This is a genomic window from Fictibacillus macauensis ZFHKF-1 (assembly GCF_000269865.1).
Classification (GTDB): Bacteria; Bacillota; Bacilli; order Bacillales; family Fictibacillaceae; genus Fictibacillus_C; species Fictibacillus_C macauensis.
Genome location: NZ_AKKV01000037.1, coordinates 1 through 19192 on the forward strand (window position 1 = coordinate 1; position 19192 = coordinate 19192).

At 42.9% G+C, this 19192-nt stretch carries 23 protein-coding genes; 10 read left to right on the forward strand and 13 right to left on the reverse strand.

The annotated features are described in order from the left end of the window. Nucleotides 1-318: 318 nt before the first annotated feature. Nucleotides 319-828 (reverse strand): hypothetical protein, encoded by a 510-nt coding sequence (locus A374_RS16425; protein WP_007203363.1) that lies wholly within the window; start codon nt 826-828, stop codon nt 319-321. A gap of 116 nt (nt 829-944) precedes the next feature. Between A374_RS16425 and A374_RS20715 the strand changes: the two genes are divergently transcribed. Further along, nucleotides 945-1097: a hypothetical protein gene (locus A374_RS20715; protein WP_156793258.1), complete on the forward strand. Its 153-nt coding sequence runs from the start codon at nt 945-947 to the stop codon at nt 1095-1097. 62 nt (nt 1098-1159) lie between these two features. On the opposite strand, the gene A374_RS16430 is transcribed toward A374_RS20715, so the two are convergent. Together A374_RS16430 and A374_RS16435 are read right to left on the reverse strand one after the other, a co-directional pair. Continuing rightward, nucleotides 1160-1480, reverse strand: coding sequence for a hypothetical protein (locus A374_RS16430; protein ID WP_007203364.1), 321 nt, complete (start codon nt 1478-1480; stop codon nt 1160-1162). Nucleotides 1481-1600: 120 nt separating this feature from the next. After that, on the reverse strand, nt 1601-2767 hold the full coding sequence (locus A374_RS16435; RefSeq protein WP_007203365.1) for an MFS transporter: 1167 nt from the start codon (nt 2765-2767) through the stop codon (nt 1601-1603). Nucleotides 2768-3077: 310 nt separating this feature from the next. Between A374_RS16435 and A374_RS16440 the strand changes: the two genes are divergently transcribed. From A374_RS16440 to A374_RS16450, 3 genes are all read left to right on the forward strand, one after another. Continuing rightward, nucleotides 3078-3539 (forward strand): MarR family winged helix-turn-helix transcriptional regulator, encoded by a 462-nt coding sequence (locus A374_RS16440; protein WP_007203366.1) that lies wholly within the window; start codon nt 3078-3080, stop codon nt 3537-3539. A 119-nt stretch (nt 3540-3658) separates the two neighbouring features. Further along, on the forward strand, nt 3659-6688 hold the full coding sequence (locus tag A374_RS16445; RefSeq protein WP_007203367.1) for an efflux RND transporter permease subunit: 3030 nt from the start codon (nt 3659-3661) through the stop codon (nt 6686-6688). 135 nt (nt 6689-6823) lie between these two features. After that, nucleotides 6824-7567 (forward strand): Cof-type HAD-IIB family hydrolase, encoded by a 744-nt coding sequence (locus A374_RS16450; protein WP_007203368.1) that lies wholly within the window; start codon nt 6824-6826, stop codon nt 7565-7567. Between the two features lie 573 nt (nt 7568-8140). Here the strand turns inward: A374_RS16450 and A374_RS20720 are convergent. From A374_RS20720 to A374_RS16460, 3 genes are read right to left on the reverse strand one after another with little or no spacing between them, the layout of a single operon-like run. After that, nucleotides 8141-8305 (reverse strand): hypothetical protein, encoded by a 165-nt coding sequence (locus tag A374_RS20720; RefSeq protein WP_156793259.1) that lies wholly within the window; start codon nt 8303-8305, stop codon nt 8141-8143. A gap of 21 nt (nt 8306-8326) precedes the next feature. After that, nucleotides 8327-9166 (reverse strand): alpha/beta fold hydrolase, encoded by an 840-nt coding sequence (locus A374_RS16455; protein WP_007203369.1) that lies wholly within the window; start codon nt 9164-9166, stop codon nt 8327-8329. Between the two features lie 42 nt (nt 9167-9208). Beyond that, nucleotides 9209-9589, reverse strand: a complete 381-nt coding sequence (locus A374_RS16460; RefSeq protein WP_007203370.1) for an SH3 domain-containing protein — start codon at nt 9587-9589, stop codon at nt 9209-9211. Between the two features lie 75 nt (nt 9590-9664). On the opposite strand from A374_RS16460, the gene A374_RS16465 reads away from it, so the two are divergent. Further along, entirely contained in the window at nt 9665-10090 is a 426-nt protein-coding gene (locus tag A374_RS16465) for a GyrI-like domain-containing protein (protein ID WP_007203371.1), read from the forward strand. On the opposite strand, the gene A374_RS16470 is transcribed toward A374_RS16465, so the two are convergent. Beyond that, nucleotides 10068-10250, reverse strand: coding sequence for a hypothetical protein (locus A374_RS16470; protein WP_007203372.1), 183 nt, complete (start codon nt 10248-10250; stop codon nt 10068-10070). The two genes, A374_RS16465 and A374_RS16470, sit on opposite strands and share 23 nt — an antisense overlap. Before the next feature lie 60 nt (nt 10251-10310). Here A374_RS16470 and A374_RS16475 point away from each other — a divergent pair, with 60 nt between their 5' ends. Further along, nucleotides 10311-10871: an AAA family ATPase gene (locus tag A374_RS16475; RefSeq protein WP_007203373.1), complete on the forward strand. Its 561-nt coding sequence runs from the start codon at nt 10311-10313 to the stop codon at nt 10869-10871. Nucleotides 10872-10990: 119 nt separating this feature from the next. Then, the gene (locus A374_RS16480; protein WP_007203374.1) at nt 10991-12073 is read left to right on the forward strand and encodes an acyltransferase family protein; all 1083 of its coding nucleotides are present in this window, start codon (nt 10991-10993) and stop codon (nt 12071-12073) included. A 22-nt stretch (nt 12074-12095) separates the two neighbouring features. Here A374_RS16480 and A374_RS16485 read toward each other — a convergent pair whose 3' ends face one another. The 5 genes from A374_RS16485 to A374_RS16505 all read right to left on the reverse strand — a co-directional run bounded on the left by A374_RS16485 (nt 12096) and on the right by A374_RS16505 (nt 16273). Then, entirely contained in the window at nt 12096-12914 is an 819-nt protein-coding gene (locus A374_RS16485; RefSeq protein ID WP_007203375.1) for an STAS domain-containing protein, read from the reverse strand. 160 nt (nt 12915-13074) lie between these two features. Then, entirely contained in the window at nt 13075-13317 is a 243-nt protein-coding gene (locus tag A374_RS16490; protein WP_007203376.1) for a DUF2651 family protein, read from the reverse strand. A gap of 463 nt (nt 13318-13780) precedes the next feature. Next, nucleotides 13781-14317 carry a DinB family protein gene (locus tag A374_RS16495; RefSeq protein WP_007203377.1) on the reverse strand — a complete coding sequence of 179 codons (537 nt, stop codon included), beginning with the start codon at nt 14315-14317 and terminating at the stop codon, nt 13781-13783. Nucleotides 14318-14340: 23 nt separating this feature from the next. Next, nucleotides 14341-15738, reverse strand: a complete 1398-nt coding sequence (locus A374_RS16500) for a M1 family metallopeptidase (protein ID WP_238535187.1) — start codon at nt 15736-15738, stop codon at nt 14341-14343. A gap of 58 nt (nt 15739-15796) precedes the next feature. Beyond that, a complete protein-coding gene (locus A374_RS16505; protein ID WP_007203379.1) occupies nt 15797-16273 on the reverse strand; it encodes a GNAT family N-acetyltransferase in 477 nt (158 codons plus the stop codon). A 103-nt stretch (nt 16274-16376) separates the two neighbouring features. Here A374_RS16505 and A374_RS16510 point away from each other — a divergent pair, with 103 nt between their 5' ends. The 3 genes from A374_RS16510 (at nt 16377) to A374_RS16520 (ending at nt 18459) form a co-directional block, all read left to right on the forward strand. Beyond that, nucleotides 16377-16979 carry a GNAT family N-acetyltransferase gene (locus A374_RS16510; protein WP_007203380.1) on the forward strand — a complete coding sequence of 201 codons (603 nt, stop codon included), beginning with the start codon at nt 16377-16379 and terminating at the stop codon, nt 16977-16979. Then, nucleotides 16976-17950 carry an alpha/beta hydrolase gene (locus A374_RS16515; protein WP_007203381.1) on the forward strand — a complete coding sequence of 325 codons (975 nt, stop codon included), beginning with the start codon at nt 16976-16978 and terminating at the stop codon, nt 17948-17950. Before A374_RS16510 ends, A374_RS16515 begins: the two co-directional genes overlap by 4 nt. A gap of 260 nt (nt 17951-18210) precedes the next feature. After that, nucleotides 18211-18459, forward strand: coding sequence for a hypothetical protein (locus tag A374_RS16520; protein WP_007203382.1), 249 nt, complete (start codon nt 18211-18213; stop codon nt 18457-18459). A gap of 359 nt (nt 18460-18818) precedes the next feature. Here A374_RS16520 and A374_RS21160 read toward each other — a convergent pair. Further along, nucleotides 18819-19192, reverse strand: a 374-nt coding sequence (locus A374_RS21160) for a hypothetical protein (RefSeq protein ID WP_007203383.1), incomplete at its 5' end; no start/stop codon positions are given.

Consider the following 19192-nt stretch of genomic DNA (forward strand, 5'->3'; position numbering starts at 1 on the left):
CCGTAAATATTTACCGCCTGCAGAAGGTTCTACCCTCAACAACTAAATAAGGTTTAGTATGGTAGAACAGCGTAACAGGGTTGAAACTGATTTAGACTTTTACACAATATTATGGACTTGACTCCAACAACGTATGCAAGGGATGAAAAAGAGAGCAAATTAAGAGATACTCTCGTAAATTCGCTCAAAAATGAGAAGAAATAGCGTGCAAGCTCTTCAATGACCGCGAAAAGAGTGATGCACTTAGGAGACTCCGGTTTGCGAGCAAGAGCTCCAGATGTAGTACAAAACAGAGGGCGTATTGTGCCCTAAGTCCGTTTATTCATGTAAAATGGTCTCCGCTGGAGTAAATGCTTCATATGGAGCGTTACGTGTCGTGATTTTTGTAATAAACCAGTTGGTTTCATCAACGGCAGGATTTTTTTCGACTGTGATTGTTTTTGTTCGTGAACCGAAATTTTCATAGGAAGTGATTAAATCGTAGACAACGGTATAGCGGTATTTATTTTTGCTGATTTTTGATACGTTTTTAAGTTGAAAATGATCCACCCAAGGACTGGATTGTCCTGTAGTCCAATGTCCGTCTGCAAAGGCTTTTCTTGTTTGTTTTTGCAGCAGGGGAGAGAGCTCAGCATATTGAACGGCACCACTCCGATTTTTAACGCCTAAAATCCATAATTCGACTGCCTGCTTAGCCGTTTCAGCTCTTAATCCTGTTACAAATGAACTGATTTGGCTTTCGCAAGACTCTCTCTCATCTATAGCTTCAGTACGTAACGGATATAAGCATAGAAGGAGACTAAACAAAACGCACACGATATAACGCATAATGATCACCTCTTAGGGTTAGCGTGCCATAGGAGGCGAGGCATTATTCTTTTCTCCCTTTTTTGCTATACTTAAAAGGAACTAATACCCTTTTTTTATAAAGATTGGAGGATTTTATGTATTTGTTTTTAGTATTCCTTGTTATTTTTTGCTTTACCTTTTTACTTGGTGCTTTTCTCAATTTGTTATTAGGAACGTATTCTAAAGAAAATTGGTTAATGACAACGCTAATTAGTTTAGCTGTTGCTACGTTTAGCCTTGCGCTCTAAGATTTTAGCTCAATGCATAACAAAAAAAGAGCTTTTCAATCAAGCTCTTTTTCGTTACTCTATTAGATAAAATAATTTCGATAATAAATGAATGTAGCTACTAAAGAGAGGACTGTAAACGATACGGAAGTAATAAAGGCAACACTTGGGTTAAACGTAAACTTTTCAGCTTCTACTTTCATCCCTGTTGTACTTTGCATAGAGAGAGCTGTACTTCGTGAAGAAAATCCCCCTTTTGAATTAAAAAACCACATGGCACTACTTACGCACAAACCGACGAAAAATGTAAAATCAATAAAATTTGCATCTGTAAAGAAGCTAATCGCGTAACTAATTGCTACTAATATGCCGAGCGTAATGAAACTAGTGATTAGTTTTTTCAAGTGAGATTCCCCCTTTTTATACGTAAATAATACCATAATAAGTCCCTTTTGTTACATTTTTTACAAATAACACTGCAAAAAAAGCTGTTGAATGGTTCTCAACAGCTTTTAGGGTGACGCTTATTCCTCTTTCCAAAAGTTCGTAAATAACAATCCGAGCAGAAGCGCTGCGGCCGAAAAGAGATACGGATAAAGCAGGGACCAATCAAATAACAACCCGCCCATCGTTGGACCGATAATGTTGCCAAGGCTTGTGTAGGCGGAGTTCATGCCAGCGACGAAGCCTTGTTCGTTTTGTGCTGTTTTTGATAAGAAGGTCGTTAAGGCTGGGCGCAGTAAGTCAAATGCTAAGAAAATAAAGGTCGTGACAAGCAACACAGCGATAAATCCGGAAATGATCGTAGATACGACCGCTAAAATGGCACCGCCTAGTAAGCAGAGCTGAATTAATTTCTTTTCACCGAGTGATTGAACGAGCTTACCGAACCAAATGACTTGCACGAGCATGCCGACAATCGAGCTGATGGTGACGATCAAGGCGATTTTTTGTGGCGAATAGCCGAAGCGTCGGTTCGTAAATAAGCTGAAAATCGATTCATAGGACGATAAGCCGAGCGCTAAAATGAACACGATGAGAAAGGCAATAAAATAAACGGGCAGTAGCGAGCGCTTTAAATCGCTAAAAAAGCTGGATTGATGTGCGTTTGCTCGATTGGTCACTTTTGCTTCTTCTGTAAGGGTTTCTTTGAGAACGAAAAGAGATAGCAAGCAAGCGATCAGCCCAAAAATAGCGGCCGTAAAAAAGGGAGCGCGCACGCCGTATGTCGCGAGAAAACCACCAACACCAGGTCCGATAATGTAGCCTGTACTAATCGCTGCTGACACGAAGCCCATTGCTTTGGCACGCTCACGATCGGTCGTTATATCAGCTACGTATGCGGTGACACCTGGTGTTACAAAAGCTGCACTTACGCCGCCAATCACACGCGATACATAAAGCAACGGCACAACATGGGCAACCGCAAAAATGACTTGCGAAACGCCGAACAGCAACAGGCCAATGACGATAAAGCGTTTCCGTCCGTATTGATCGACCCAACGGCCTGAAAATGGCGAGACAATGAGCTGAGCAAAGGCGAAAGTAGCGACCAAATAGCCGAGCGTACTCCCTGAAAGATGCATCGAATTTATAAAGGCAGGCATGACTGGAAAAATAAGCGCCATGCCGAGAAAAGCAATGAAAATATTAATCAGTAAAATCGCAAAAACACCTTTTGATTGATTCATGAGAAGAATCCTTTCTACCTAAATGATTTTTTTATTCTTCCCGTTTCTGAAACGTTTCACACTACTTAAGGTGATGAAGAATACATACATGAGCGCTGTGCTTGAGTTTTTAATGGAGCAAAGGGGCATTGCTACGCTGAGGGACGTTCGTACATTTCTCCCTATTGTAGCAGAAAGAAAGGCTTACCTGCATCACTAAAGAATGACCGATAGTATTGAACAATAATGTTTACAGTTTATTCCATTAAAAGTATAATAAGGCTAAATAGTAAAGATGTCTAAACTGTTAAATAGGAGGGAGCACTGCATCATGAAAAACAGCAAGCACCACTTGTTAAAAGAAAGCTTTGATGTGTTAAACCGCATGAACGTTTTACTCGTAAAGGAATTTGAAGACTTACTCGATCATCAATTAACGGTAAAACAGACACTGCTGCTTCAATACATTGAGCAAGCAGGTAGCTTAACGGTAAATCAATTGGCTGAGCGCATGCAATCATCGCCAAGCGCAGTAAGTCAGCTCGTAAGCAAGCTAGAGCAGCTGCATTTTGTAAAGCGCGAAACGAATGAAAACAATCGCCGCGAAGTGCATGTATCGCTCGGAACAAAAGGTGTAGAACTCTATGAAACGTACGCTGCGCTTGATGCTAAGCTCATTGATCAATATTTTTCACAGCTAGAAGAGCAGGACGTACAAGACTTTCATCGCATTGTGCATAAGCTCCAAACCTTTATTGAACAAGGAGCGAATGAGAAATTTCATGCGGAATAAGATGACAAATGTCATGGAAAACAAATGAACTTTTCTACTTCTAATGTTGGAAGAATCTTCTTACACTAAGAAGGAAGCATGGGTTGTAAAAGTATTAGGATTGGGGTGGAGAAACAAACATGAATTTTTTAACGAAATGGGCTTTTCGTAACAAAGCAAGTGTCACACTTTTAGTTATCATCTCTTTAATTGCAGGTGCAGTCAGCTATTATCGCCTGCCTATGGAATTTCTCCCAGAAGCAGCAAATCCACAAGTAAGTGTCATTACCATCGGACAAGGATATGATGCTGGCTCGCTTGCTAAAAAAGTAACCGATCCCATTGAGCGAGCGGTGACAAGTGTAAAAGGGAAAAAATCCGTTCTATCAACAACCGGAGATGGTTATTCACAAGTACAAATTAACTTTGATTCCAAAACGAACATGAAAGAAGCGAAGCGAGAAGTCGAAGATCTCCTAAGCGGCGTTTCTTTACCAAAAAACGTAGCAAAACCACAAGTCTCGCAATTGAACACATCCATGATTCCGATTGCACAAGTATCGCTAACGTTTGATGAAGGCATTACGAAAGAAACGACCGAACAAGCCCAAAAGAAGCTGCTGCCTCTTTTTGAAAATAAAAAAAGCATCGCACAAGCGAGTATTTTTGGTGAAAACACACCACAAATCGAAGTAAAGCTAGATCAGAAGAAAATTCAAGAAAAGAAGCTACCGCTTAACACGATGATGACAGCACTGCAAGGTCAGAATGTTTCTACCTCAGCAGGTGAAGTCACGCTGAATCAAAAGAAAAGCGCGATCCTTGTTACGGATAATGTGAAAAGCTTAGACACGTTGCGTAAGCTCCCTATTCCGCAAGCAAGTCCACAAGCGCCTTCGGTTACATTAGGCGATGTTGCGTCTATTAAACTGAAAAATGGTAGTAACAATTTAATGCGTATTAACGGCAATGAAAGCTTAGCAATTATGATTATGAAAGAAAGCGCTGCGTCAGCCGTTACAACTAGTAAAGATGTGAAAGATACCATTGCTGCTATTAACAAAGACAATCCAGGCGTTAAAGCGAAGCTCCTCTTTTCAACCGGTGAAATGGTAGAGGATTCGGTAAATAGCATGATGCGCGAAGTATTAATTGGGGCGCTGTTTGCGACGCTTATTATTCTCGTCTTTTTACGACGCTTTAAACCGACACTCGTAACGATTGTTTCGATTCCACTGTCGCTTGGCATTACGCTCTTATTGCTGTGGTTGTCAGGCATTACGCTGAACATTCTCACGCTCGGTGGGGTAGCGGTAGCCGTTGGACGACTCGTCGATGATAGTATCGTAGTCGTCGAGAATATTTTTAGAAAAAGTCAAAAGCAAGCCTTCTCTAAAGAGGTCGTCATGAAGGCTACGACGGAAGTGGCGCGAGCGATTACGTCGTCAACGCTCATTACAGTAGCCGTCTTTTTACCGATGGGGCTTGTGAATGGCTCACTACGAGAATTTCTATTACCGTTCGGCTTAACAGTGACGTATTCACTGCTCGCATCCTTACTCGTAGCGCTAACGGTTGTGCCACTATTAAGTAACGGCATGTTAAAAAAGATGAAGCTACCTGCTCATCGCGAGCCAAAACGCTATGTGGGGCTGTTGCGCTGGTCGCTCAATCATAAGTACGTACCAATTTTACTAGCAGTGGTCGTACTTGTCGGTTCCATTGGCTTGTATGTTGCGTTGCCAAAAGGCGCAACCGATAGCGAAAGTGCTGGCATGGCCAGTATCAAAATGGAATTTCCAAGCAATACGCCCGTAGCGGATCTTAAAAAACAGTTAACATCCTTTGAAAAGAAGCTAACCGCGCTTTCGGGAACGAAATATATTATTAGTCAATACGGCGTAAGTGAAAGCGGTGCGAAGTATGGTGCCGTCGGTGAGCCAAACGTTGTCGATTTTACCGTCATTATGAACGACAATAAAGGTGCTAATGCCTTTATTGATGAAGTGAACAAACTGAAAAAAGAAGAACAAAACGTCGAGATTACGGCGAGCGCTGCGAGTATGTCAGGCGGTGCAGGCGGTGCTGTCATTACGTATGATGTGATGGGCAGTAACGTAGATGAAGTTGTCACGACTTCTAAAGACATCATGTCACGCGTTGAAAAGATTGACGGTGTGAAAAAAGTAAGCAGCAATCAAGAGAAAACTGTACCGCTCTATACTGTTCAAGTGAAAAGTGAGAAAGCAAATGCGGAAGCGGCTGCACAACAAGTGGCTTCACTTATCTCGCCCATGCCAATTGGAGCGATTACGTTAGATGAACAAACGGTGCCAGTCGTGTTAAACGCCGACTTAACACCAACGAAGGCAAATCAACTGAAAAAGCTCCCTGTGCTAACGCCTAAAGGAGTGACAACACTTGGTAACATCGCGACAATTACAGCAAGCGAGCAACCGAGTACCGTCTTAACGAAAGACGGCAAACCATACGTGCGTGTAAGTATGGACGTGGAGCCTGAGCAACTATCCGAAGTAGCAGCAAAAGTCGATAGCAACATTAAAAAGGTGAAGCTTCCAAAAGGGGTCAGTTATGAGCAAGGTGGGGCAGCTCAACAGCAAGGCAGTGATTTCGTCGATCTTGGCTTAACGATGCTTGCTTCCATCGTCATTGTCTTCTTAATTATGGTAATGACCTTTAAAACGATTCGGGCACCACTGGCAATTTTAATGACGTTACCACTTGCTTCCATTGGTGCAGTGCTTGGCTTATTGCTTTCAGGCGTATCAGCCGATCCAACGGCACTGATCGGTGGGTTAATGTTAATCGGAATCGTCATCACGAATGCGATTGTGCTCATCGATCGTGTGAAACAAAACGAAGAACATATGATAATGCGTGACGCCATTTTAGAAGCGTGTGCAACGCGTCTTCGTCCGGTTATTATGACGGCAGTTGCGACCGTATTTGCGATGATTCCATTGCTCTTTACCGAAGCAGAAGGTGGCAGTTTAGTATCGAAGTCACTTGCGGTCGTTGTTATTGGCGGCTTATCCGTGGCAACGGTATTAACACTGGTTATTGTCCCTGTATTCTATGAGCTTCTTCATTTCCGTAAATCAAAACGCCAACGCCAAAAGGCCGCGCAAAAAAACGATTTATCACTATAACGATAGTAGCGCTAGCAGTCATGGAGATTGCTAGCGCTTTTTCGTGTGCGTTGCATCATAGTAGCTTTTTGTATAGGCAAATGCTACATTATAGAAATTATCTTCGCTGGATAACATAAGAAAGGGTGATAAAAAATGAGTAAAGACATAAAATTAATCGCGCTCGATATGGACGGCACGCTTTTAAATGATCAGGACGAAATTTCTATTGGCAATCGTGAGGCTATTAAAGCAGCCCAAGTGTTAGGCATTCACGTCGTTTTAAGCACAGGACGGTCGTTGATTACGTGTGGAGATCATGCCAAATCTTTAGCGCTGAATTCGTATCTTGTTACCGTTAACGGCGGTGAAATTTGGGACGAACAAGGAAATCTTCTCGAGCGAAATAGCTTAGGTAGCGACCACGTGCAGCGTATGCATGAGCTTTCGCAACAACATAACACGTCGTTTTGGTGCGTCACGTCAGACCAAGTGTATCGTGAAGAATTCCCAGAAAACGCAAGCGAGCATAACTGGATTAAATTTGGCTTTGACACAGAAGACGACGAAGCACGGAAAACGATCTTAGAAGAGTTACGCAATAATCCCGAACTAGAAGTTAGTAATTCAAGCCTGACCAACATCGAAGTAAATGCTACAGGCGTGAACAAAGCACGTGCCTTACAGCGCGTCTGCAAAGAACTCGGCATTACGATGGAGCATGTTATGGCGATGGGCGATAGTTTAAATGATATTGCAATGATCACCGAAGCGGGCATCGGCGTTGCCATGGGCAATGCGCAAGACAAAGTAAAAGAAATAGCCGATTATGTGAGTACTACGAACAACGAAGACGGTGTTGCAAACGCCATTCAGCGTTTTGTGCTAGGAAGTAAATAGAGAGAAGAATAAAAGAGGCTGGAGCATAAACAGCCTTAGCTCATAAAAAAATGGCTTGATCATCCGTTTCGATGATCAAGCCATTTTTTTATATCGCCCGTTCGTTTGATTATAGATTGTGTTGCGTATATAAAGAAGCTATTGAAGACTCCTAAAATTAGAATAAAGAGCAGGCTCTTCTGTATTCGCGCGCAGGAGCCCCTGATTCGCGCGCAGACTAGGTCAGTTCGCGCGCAGGAGCCCCTGATTCGCGCGCAGACTAGGTCAGTTCGCGCGCAGGAGCCCCTGATTCGCGCGCAGATCAGGTCAGTTCGCGCGCAAGAGCCTCCGATTCCCGCGCATACTAGGCAAATTGTCTCCAACAACGTAGGTAAGGAATGAAAAATAGCGAAAATTAAGAGATAATCTGCGTAAAAGCTCTTCAATGATTGCAAAAAGAGTAAAGCGCACAAGAGATTTCCGGTTGGCGCAAGACCAGGTGTATTTGCGCACAACCAAGTCAATTCCCCGCATACGCCGCGAAACAGAGTAAGTATTGTATCCCAAGTCCTTTTTTGCTTTAAAACTATCTCCTTACCGCGGTTTTTTATGATCCGTCAGCTCTTGCACCTGCACTTGCAATTCATCAATTTTTCGTTGCATTTCTTTTCTTTTCGTAAGGAAGTTTCGTATGAATACAAAAAATGTAAGCAGTAGGATGATATAAAATAAGGTAATCCACACCATCAAATCATTCATTGTAAACCAACTCCTTATTGTTTATGAGTGCATAAGTGTTGAAATTGCACGGCTAAAGGCGTCTTTTTCTTCTAAGAAAGGATAGTGATTACTTTCTTCAAAAGTAGTAAAAGTACTGCCGGGAATGCCGGCGGAAATTTCTTCTGAAAAAAGTAACGGACATTGAACGTCGTGACGACCACACATGACGTGAGTAGGGGTGGTGATTTTGTATAGTTGACGGGTGATGTCGTAAATCAGCATCTCACGTGCGAAAAAATTCATACGGCTTACTGCCATTGTTTTTGTGATAGGTAATGAAAAGTAGTTCTCATAAAGCTCAGGACGATACAGTGAAAGCTTCGTGCGTTCCTGCGCTAGGTGTGTGCGCTCTTCGGTCGATCGCTCTGGCACCTTTAGCGCTTCAATAAGAGACTGCATGTACTGAAATTGAGGATGCTCACGATGATAAATGCAGGCGCTCGTTTCGTCCATATAGTTGCGAGCAGCCGTACTAACGAGAGTGAGTGATGTTAGTGACGGTGAAAAGTAAATGCCATACAGAAGACCAATCATACCTCCAGTAGAATGACCGGCAAAGTGCCAGGTTGAAAACCCAAGCGTTTCTCGAATGCTTTCTAAATCATAAACGGCATCAACCATACTGAGCTCATGTTCAGCAGCCGGTGCCGACGTATGGCCAGTGCCTTTTAAATTTACGAGATACACCGTAAATTGATCGGTGAAAGCTTCGGCAAAATAATCGCCACTCTCATTAAAGGAAGAATAGTGATGCGTCACACATAATGGCTGTCCCGTGCCTTTCGTAAAAACTTCAAACGTTCCTCGTGGTGTTGTAAGGTGGTGTGTGTTCCAGGTCATAATCAAGCTCCTATTATCGTTTTCCAATGATGAGGCGTTGTACTATGTAGGACGTGCCGCTACACATGTCTTCGGAACCCACCCCACTTCCTTTGTATTCTCTTTACCGCAATAGTACCAGCCGCCTTGTTCTTTGATGAAGAAAAGACGCTCTTCTACCTGAACCGTTAATTCATGAGCGCAATAGTCTACTAGCAAAAGACCATCATCATCTACGTAAGAGCGAGGCACCCAGCCAGCAGCAGAGCCGTCAGTTGGTGTGCAATAGACCCAATTCTCCCAAGTTTCGCTTCCAGTATAATAACGCCCAATGTGAACAGAGGCGCCAGCTTTTAGTGATAAAGGAGAAGAACAGGAAGAGTCATACGCTGTAATGACGACGAGAACAGGAGATGCAGCTACATTGGCAGCGGAAAAATTCATACAGACAATGCTCCTTTCGCCTCTTTGTAATGGTAATATATAGTATATCACGGTCAATGAAAGGGAGGAAGAGAGATGAAAGAAGCGTTTACACTATATGGGAAAAGAGCTGTTACGACAAATGAACAAGAAGGTAAGGGACAAGGTGTAATTCCTGCAATGTGGGCTGATTTTTATAAGCAAGGAGCTCCGACAGGAACGGTGTACGCGGTGTATACGAATTATGAAAGTAACGAGCATGGCGCTTATACGTACGGCATTGGGACAGAGGAGCCAGGTGCAGGCGTGCTCGCTGTCGTGCCGAAGCAAGATTATCTCGTCTTTACGACGGAAAAAGGACCGGTTGGAGAAGTGGTTCCAAAAGCGTGGGAAAAGATTTGGCAGTGGCAAGAACAACAAGAGCGCGCATATGGAACGGATTTTGAAGTGTATGATGAGCGCGCGCAAAACCCAGAAGACGCACAAGTAGATATTTATATTAGTGTAAAAAACCCGCGATAAAAATGGCAACGACCGCTGTAATCATCCAACCGAATCCCGCAACTGTTGAGCCGTTGCGATAATAGAGCACTCCTACATAAAGAAACAGCAGCGCAACAATCACGATAATGAGCGGGTAATGAGGTAACACATAGCGATCAAAGGCGTTAAAAGAATTCATATTCATTTCCTTTCCTATAGAACTACTTCTAGCATACAACAACTTCAAGGGGGTATACAGATGAAATTTATACTGCTTTTTGGACCACAAGCCGTCGGTAAAATGACGGTCGGCTTTGAATTGGAAAAGGCAACCGGGTATAAATTGTTTCACAATCACATGACTATTGATTTAGTGTCTCGTTATTTTGACTATGGTACGAAAGAGGGCGAGCGTCTCGTGCATACCCTGCGCGAGGCGGTTTTTCGTGAAGTGGCGCATAGCGACTTACCAGGCTTTATTTTTACGTACGTTTGGGCATTTGATCAACAAGAAGATCACGACTATGTGAAAAAGGTTTGTGCGATTTTTGAAGAGGCGGGTGCTGAGATTTATTTTGTGGAACTTGAAGCAGACGTAGACGAGCGCTTGGCGCGCAATCGTCACCCCTTTCGCTTAGCGCAAAAACCTACGAAACAAAACCTAGAATGGTCCGATCACAATCTACTAACCTCAATGGAGCAATATCGCTTACAATCACTTCCAGGTGAAATTAAGCACCGTCCTTATGTGCGCATCAATACGACGCACCGCACGCCAGCAGAAACAGTCGCTCTTATTCTAGAAAGCTTTAACTTTTAATAACCAATCTAGTTCTATTCTCCTATGACCCATAAATGTCTTGTGGTCTAGACAAAAAACGACAAAAGTGGAAGAATACTTTGACGTTACTTGCTAGTGGGAGAGTGGAGGTTGGTGACATGCGCACCGTCAATTCAAAAGATTTAAAAATCAGCAACATGAAAGGCTTGTTAATTTTCCTCGTCGTGTTTGGACATTTAATCGAAGTATACAAGTCAACATATTATAACGTTTTTGTGTTTATTTACTCTTTTCATATGCCATTATTTATACTCATTAGTGGGTATTTAGCTAAAAATGTTAAGGGAAAGAAAATCTTAAATTTACTGCTATTATACGTTGTTTTTCAAGCATTCTTTAACTTTCTGGTGTATGTGATCGGTGTGGAAAAAACGCTGCAATGGGGATATGAAAAACCACAATTTCATTTATGGTACATTGTGAGCTTATGTGTTTGGTATGCGCTTGCTTATGGCTTGAAAAGGATTTCACATGCGTTACTAGTCGTTGCGGTAGTAAGCTGCGTGGTGCTCGTTGCTGTTGCTTCGCGTTACTATGCGCACGATGTTGTATCCATGCTGAAGACCGTTGATCCCGAGATGAGCACCTATACACTTAGCTATCAGCGTACGCTTTCGTTTGCGCCGTTCTTTTTAGTAGGTTTTTTTATAACTCGTGAAAGATTGCAGCGACTGTATGTGTCGTTTCATCGTGTTGGGTATATCACATGCGGGGCGGTCATTGTTTGGTTGCTTCTCTATATTCAAAAAAACCCTCATTTGGAGCAACTGTTTCGTGGCAGCTATGGCGCGCACCGGTTTATGGGGCATGGTGATGGTTATCTTGAAAAGATGTTTCTTCATTATGGTGTAGCGTTCCTTCTCTCGTGGCTTCTTTTAAAGAGTGTAACGAGCCGAAGAAGCTGGTTAACGACGTGGGGCGATCACTCGTTAACGATTTTTCTATTTCATCCGATTTTTGTTTTCATCTTGCAGGCGAATCCAAGCTGGTTACAAAGCGTTCAAAAAGATACGCGCCTTATTTTATTAGGAATGGGAGCTATGCTCATCTCAGCACTGCTTGCCTCAAAGGCCTTAAACCGTCTCGTTTCACGAATCATTGCACCTTATGAAACGCTGTTAGTAGTCTATCAGGTCATGAGAGCGATCTTTTCAAGAAAAACAGAAGGCGCCATCCGTTAAAGGGATGACGCCTTTTTCTTGTTTAATTTGAGTCCCATAAGTTTAAACGCGATTTTACAGTAATGTTGCTAAAGTCCATTCCAAGTTGAACGGCTGTTTGGGCAACTTCCGGTCGAACGCCGGATAAAGCACATTTAACACCAATTAAGCTGAGCGCTTCAATTAGACGGAACAATTGATGACCGACCATCGTATCCACGATCGCCACGCCAGACAAATCAATGTACAGTAATTGCGTGCTATTTTGCGAACATTGAAGCAACGTATTTTCTAAAATAAATTGTGCACGATCGGTATCGATTTCTCCAATAAGAGGTAGGAGTGCTGTTTGTCGTCCTAACGTAATAATGGGTGCGCTTAATTCTTGAATCATGTCCTGCTGTGCACGAAGTCGTTCCATTGAGCGGTCATGACTTTGTTCGGAAAACTGTGTAATGACTTCTTCAAATGTTTGAATAATTTTACGGCGCCATTCGTTCAAAGCTTCTGGTGAATACTGCTGCTCATTGGAAGCTACGAACGCTTCGAATAGATTTAAATATTGCTCTTGTGTCCGAAAAAACTCTCGTAAAATGTAGTGAATAGGCGTTGATAAGTGCTGTTCATCCTTCGCAATTTCTTCAATCCATTCTTGAAATAGGTGTTCATCATGTTCTTTAAAAAGAGTACAAAACTGTTGATGAAAGGCGTAGTTTTGTTTTTTTAAACCCTCAATCAAGCGTGAATCTGTTGTCGCGTAGATTCCTTCTGGATCGTTCTTATCTAGCGATGCATACCAATCTTCCGTTAATCCCCACGTTTTTTCGATAAAATAGTCATATAAATGTTCATTCAACGTCATATTTATCACCTGAAAGTTTCTATAATTTCTTTCATTATACTAAAGATGAGACAAATTCCTAATAAAAACGTTTAATCTACAGATTTTTCATCCGAATTGAGTTGAAAAAGTGCATAGCAACAAAACTGTCGCTACGCACTTTACGCTAGGGATAGTATGCTCAAACGGTTTTCTTTCGATTACGCAATAACGAAAATTGGCGCAACAAAATACTAATAGCAGCAGAATACACCGGAAAGAACACAGCCCAAATGAGGAAAGAGGAATTAAACTGCGTATACGTTAGCACGAGCAATGTAACGAGCGTTAATAGCGGCACCACATACCACCGTCGAAACAGGAACCAGCCTAGAACAGACGCCGCTAAGACGACAAGGGGAAGAACGACAAATACGATATACATCTAGCATCACCCTTTCTAATGTTTTACAATAATAGTATATAATGTTTGTGTTATGTAAAGAAACCCTTTTCGGCAAAAACAAAGAGACCTCCCGGACAACAAACGTTCCGAGGGACCTCCTAAGAGATAGGATGATTCAAAGTGAAACGAATTATTCCGGAAAGAAATGTGAGGACTTTCACCGTTTTTTGCAAAGTGGTGTTGTTGCGCTTTTTTCCGAACACGAAAAGGAACATCAATGAAGAAGTTGCTTTAAGCCAAGTGAGTATTTTAGAAAAGGAGATGCACATACTATTTTCCGTCCAAAACCCATTAATATTAAATTATAATTAGAATCCTACCATGTTTTTTCTTCATGTTGCATACTACCGGTCTAGGTTAAAACAACATTTCGGATTTTAACGGACACAGCAAAAAGCACGAATCGTCGCCTAATCGGCATAGATTCGTGCTTTTTTAACGTTCATCGCTTTTGTAACTTTTCTAAAATCATGCTCATTTGCCCGCGGTGACTCATTTCATTTTCCATCACGTAAAACCATTTAAAGTAGTTATTGGTAGGCTGGCCCCATAATTCACCGCTCGCAAAAAGCCAATCTTCATCGATGGTTTGCAAGTAGGTGAGTGTTTGTTTCCGCGTGTTATGAAGGTAATCAACGTAATAGGATAGTGAGTGGCCTTTAATTTCCTGCCGTGCTTCATCATCCAGTTCGAGACCGAGCAGTACGTTGCGATCTTCCTCTAGTGTGGGCGCGCGATGCTCGAAGGTGAGGAGTTGATAAATGCGTTCAACGCTAGCGATATGATAGAGCAACATGCCAATGGTATTGCTGTCTTCATCGATCTTGTAATCAAGCTGTGCGGTTGTGAGTCCATTGGTTAATTGGAGCGTCGTATAGCGGGCGTAATTCATCATGGACACTAAGATTCCTACTTGTGGTGCGTAGTCTTTTACATCGTGGATCAGAAATACATCCGTCAGTTGATCTGTCGTAATCATGCAAATTCCTCCCGTATCGTAAATTAGCGTAACCAATCTCGAAATGCGTCGTCATTTTCCAAGTGTAGGGCATGTTTGGCAAATCGCTTAAATTCTTGTGACGATACTTCCTTATAGCGATAACGGTTGTAATACGACTGTAAAAACGTTTCCGGTGAACCGTTTTTTTGGAGTAGATTCCATAGATAGCCGCTTGCCTTGCCGTAAATATAGGCACTCTGCAAATTAGCAGGGTACGCATTCAGCGGTAAATTAACCGGTAGTGTTAGACGCGTAGCGGGCGCGCGGTGAGGATTCGCGCTTGTTGGCTCAGGATATTTTTCGCTATATAAGCGCGTAGCTACAACGGCCATGCCTTCATCAAGCCAAGCATCGTGATACGGATCGTTACTAATCACGCCATAAAACCATTGATGCGCAATTTCATGGACAATCGTATCTTTTTTTGCTTGCAGCGAAACCTTTTTCTGACGATAAATCGTACCTGCCGTGACAATGCCCGGATACTCCATTCCGATGTTGCCGAGGACAACGTCTAGCTCTTTGTACGGATATGGGCCAATACTTTTATTAAAAAGAGAGAGTGCTTGTGAGGCGGTTTGGAGCAGCTGCTGTTCGTTTTCATGATTGCTTGATGTCCGCCAGACGTTCAGCGTCGTTTGCCCCACTTTTGTAGAGGCTACGCTTGGCTTTTGTAAAAAGGCGATAAAAAATTCTTTCACGTTGCGTGCTGTTAATGTACCTACTTGCTTTTTTTGCGCAGAGTCATCAGCACTTGTCGATACGACCGTATAACGGGAAGGAGCTTTGTACGAAACGGTAAAGTCACTAAAAGCCGTATGATACGTTTCGCCAGAACGCGCATACGGTTGTTTGTTCCAGCCATTTCGGTACGTTGCAACCATCGGATACCATTGTGCTAAATAATAATTGCCCTCTTCGTTCGTAAAACGAAGGCCGTTTTCTGGGAGTGTGAACGTATAGGCAATCGTCGCGGTTACTTGCTCTTTTGGTGAAAGTGGCTTTCGTAGTGGAATAATGAGCTGATCTTTTTTTAACGTATACGATGTGTTCTGGTGTTGAAGTGTCATTTTTTGAATGGCTGCCGAACCAGGCGTGGTAAGGTCAGGGGCATTTTCCTTCGTAAACATGTTCGGAATGAAATACAATTGCAAATCGTTCCATGTGTCATTGGACGTATTCGTAACGTGGATCGTTGCTTGCGCACTGAAGGTGTGGTTCTTGTGCATCGTTACCTGTAAGTCATACGTCGCTTTACTTCCGGGTGGGACGCCTTTTGCTTCAAAGGATTGCTGCTCTCCTTTTGTTGGTAAAGGGTCATACGTCGGGGCGAAGGCATAATACCATACACCTGAAAGACAAAGTAACGCCAAGAGTAGGATGGTTGCAAGCTTCCTCATCACAACAGAACACCCTCCATAGTCAGAGTAAGAATCGCTCTTTATACATGTATTCGCCCTAGAGAGTTGTCTTTCCTGTAAAATGGGAAAATTGCAAACGAATCATATCTCGACACAAAATGCCATTTTCAATAATCGGTTCATCGTAATGAAGCAAAAAGAAATCAGGCTGAATGTCCACCATGCGAAAGCCTGCTTTTTGATAAAAGGCAAGCTGACCAATGCTTGAGTTCCCGGTACCAACTTCCAGTGTTGCATAACCTTCACGTTGCACCATCGTTTTTGCATACGCTAGTAATTGCGTACCAATGCCTTGGCGATGATAGGTGGGATCAACCGCAATATTCATAATTTCAATAGTCTGTTGTGAGAGCGGGACTAAAACGAGGCAGCCAATCGTTTTGTCCTGCAGGCGCGCGAGATAGCACGTGCCTTGTGCTAAGGAGGCGCGTACTTTTTTTATCGATGGATCGGCTAATAACAAGAGAGACAGAGGTGTTTCATCTGTTGGAGAAAGTGGTGTAATGGTTAACATGTTGAAAACTCCTTTTTTACAATCATTGATTGACATAACTTTATTCTATTTTTATAATCATAAATAGTGATATTGATAATCATTATCAATTAGGAGGGTGAGTATGATTACGACGATAGACGTGAAGCAACACGGCATTTCAGACGTGTTTACGTTTCGTGCGGTTGACCTAGAACGTGATGAAGAAGTGCTCTATGAATGGATGCAGCAAGACCATATTGCGCCATTTTGGAAATTAAATGTCGAGAAACCGCTTTTTAAAAAATGGCTGCATAACTCGGTTACTTCAGAAAAGAAAGATGTTTACATCGGTACATATCATGGCGCTCCCGCCTGTTACTTAATTGCCTATGACGTGCAAGGAGATGAGATTGCTAATTATTATCCATACGAAGCGGGCGATCTTGGCATGCATCTTTTAATTGGACCGCGCGCTTATTTGAATAAAGAAGACGGCTTGTCTCTTATTCGGGCCATGATTCTTTTCTTATTTCATCACTATGGCGCCAAGCGCATTATCGGTGAGCCCGACGTTCGTAATCGCCTTGTTATTCCCATTTTAAAGAAAATTGGCGGCGAGGTACAAGGGCGAATTACGCTTCCTCATAAAAAAGCGTCTTTACTGATTGGCGAGCGCGAGGCGGTTTTTGAACAAGTAGTGCAGAATGGGATCACGGTATCAGTAAGAGGAGGAACTTCATTATGATTGAGCGTGGCATTACGGAACTGCTAGCGAATATTTCAGAGGTGATGAAACAGCATGAGCATCCGCCGTTGGAGCAACTAACAGTACAGGAGTCTCGCCACTTTTACGATCTGGCACGCACCTTTTATACACCGCTATCGATCGACGGTATTACAGTACTGGAAGAAACGTTACAATCACCGCTCGGTCACACGTTACCGATTCGCGTGTATCGTCCACAAGGAGACGGACCTTTTCCAGTGTTGCTCTATTTTCATGGAGGCGGTTGGGTATTTGGTGATTTAGATAGTGCTGAAAACGTGTGCCAGTTCATGGCGCAAGAGGCGAATGCAATCGTCGTTTCGGCAACGTATCGTCAAGCGCCTGAGCATAAATATCCAGCAGCCTTTCTTGATAGTATAGCGGCTGTGTCGTGGACCTTTGAAAATAGTGCGCGCTTTCAAGGCGATCCTACGAAAATTACGATTGGCGGCGAAAGCTCCGGCGGCAATTTAGCGGCCAGCGCCGCTTTGTATTATCAAAATCATGGGACGTACAGGCTGCATAGTCAGCTGCTCATTACGCCGGTCACGCACTATCATTTTGAAACGTCATCGTACCAAGCGAACTATCGCTACAATTTAACAAGTGAAAAAATGAAGTGGTTTTGGCAGCACTATTTAGAAGATGAAAAAGATGGGCAGACGGTGTTCGCTTCACCACTGCTTGCAACTAGCGTAGATCATCTCCCTGCCACACTGCTCGTCACTGTTGAAGGAGATCCGCTGCGTGATGAAGGCATCGCCTATGGTAAGAAACTAGAGGCAGCAGGTGTTGCCGTCACTCACTTGCACTATGCTCATCTCGTCCATAGTTTTGTCGCCATGATTGGCACACAAGCGGCCGCCAAACAGGCCCTGCAACAGATTGTACAAACGTGGCGGGAACAGTTTGCATGTCCTCACCCAACGTTAACCAGCTCGGTCAGATGACCTAGCTGGTTTTTGGTCGTTCTGAAGAAAAAAATAGCATATTAAAAAAAGCAATGTGTGTGAATTCTGTGGTGATGTACTACTAACGATGGATGAGAGAGGAGAACGACTCGTGTTGCAATTTTACACCATCTCCAAGCTGAGCATACCGGGCTCTTTTTTTATGATTGAATGACTTAAGGTTGACGAGTCTATTAGCAAGGAAATCCTATCCATACTAATCTTTAAAAATCACTAAATAAATGAGGAGAGAATTTTTTATGAAAAATAGTGAAGGTGCAAAGACTGAAAGACGAGATAGAGTCAAGTATTTAAGGAGCTTATGGGCTATGACTGAGATGGATTATGATCTAGAGGAAGAAGATACATATGAGAATGTCTTAAGCTGGGATGTTAGGTTCCCGCATGATCATCAAGATGATAGAATATTTAAAAATATATGCAAAGATCTCTCTGGTGATATCGTAACATATCATATCTCAAAAGAAGAATTGGATAAATTAGCTTAATCGTGCGCGATATCGTTCTTTACGTAAGGAAAAGTAAAGATAACTGTGTAAAAACATAAAAGGGCGAAACCACCCTTATGTTACTGTTTTCGACCAAGAAAGATGTAATGCAATTTCACACTAAATAGTTAGGAAGTAAAAGAAAGACTCATGAATTGTCATTTGCACTTGGCCTATTTTTCAGCTAAGTGATTAGTATATTAGCATGACTCTTTCACGCGTGAGTAGAGAAGTTATATGCTCCAAAGTGAGAATTATACGCAAATTAGTATTGAGTAATAAGCTATCTTGCGCAGAAAGGGACAAGCGAACAAGTCCAATCAAATCATCGGAATCTGCGTTGGAGAAGAGGGTTAATTTTATGCAGTAATTAGAGCTTTGCTCAAAAAAGAGATGCATTTTTGTGTGAAAATAGAAGATTTTTGTAGAAAAAAGCACTTTATATGCGAAAAGAGGTGCTCTGAACGTGATTGGAGCATCCCTGCGCGCGAAAAGAAGTGCTCTGCGCGCGAATGGAGTACTCCTGCGCGCGAAAAGAGGTGCTCTGCGCGCGAATGGAGCACCCCTGCGCGCGAAAAGAGGTGCTCTGCGCGCGAATGGAGCACTTCTGCGCGCGAATTCAATTTTGAATCGCCTCCGCCCGCGCCTCGCGTCATCTGTGCTCGCCCCCACATCTCGCCTCCGCCCGCGCCTCGCGCCATCTGTGCTCGCCCCCACATCTCGCCTCCGCCCG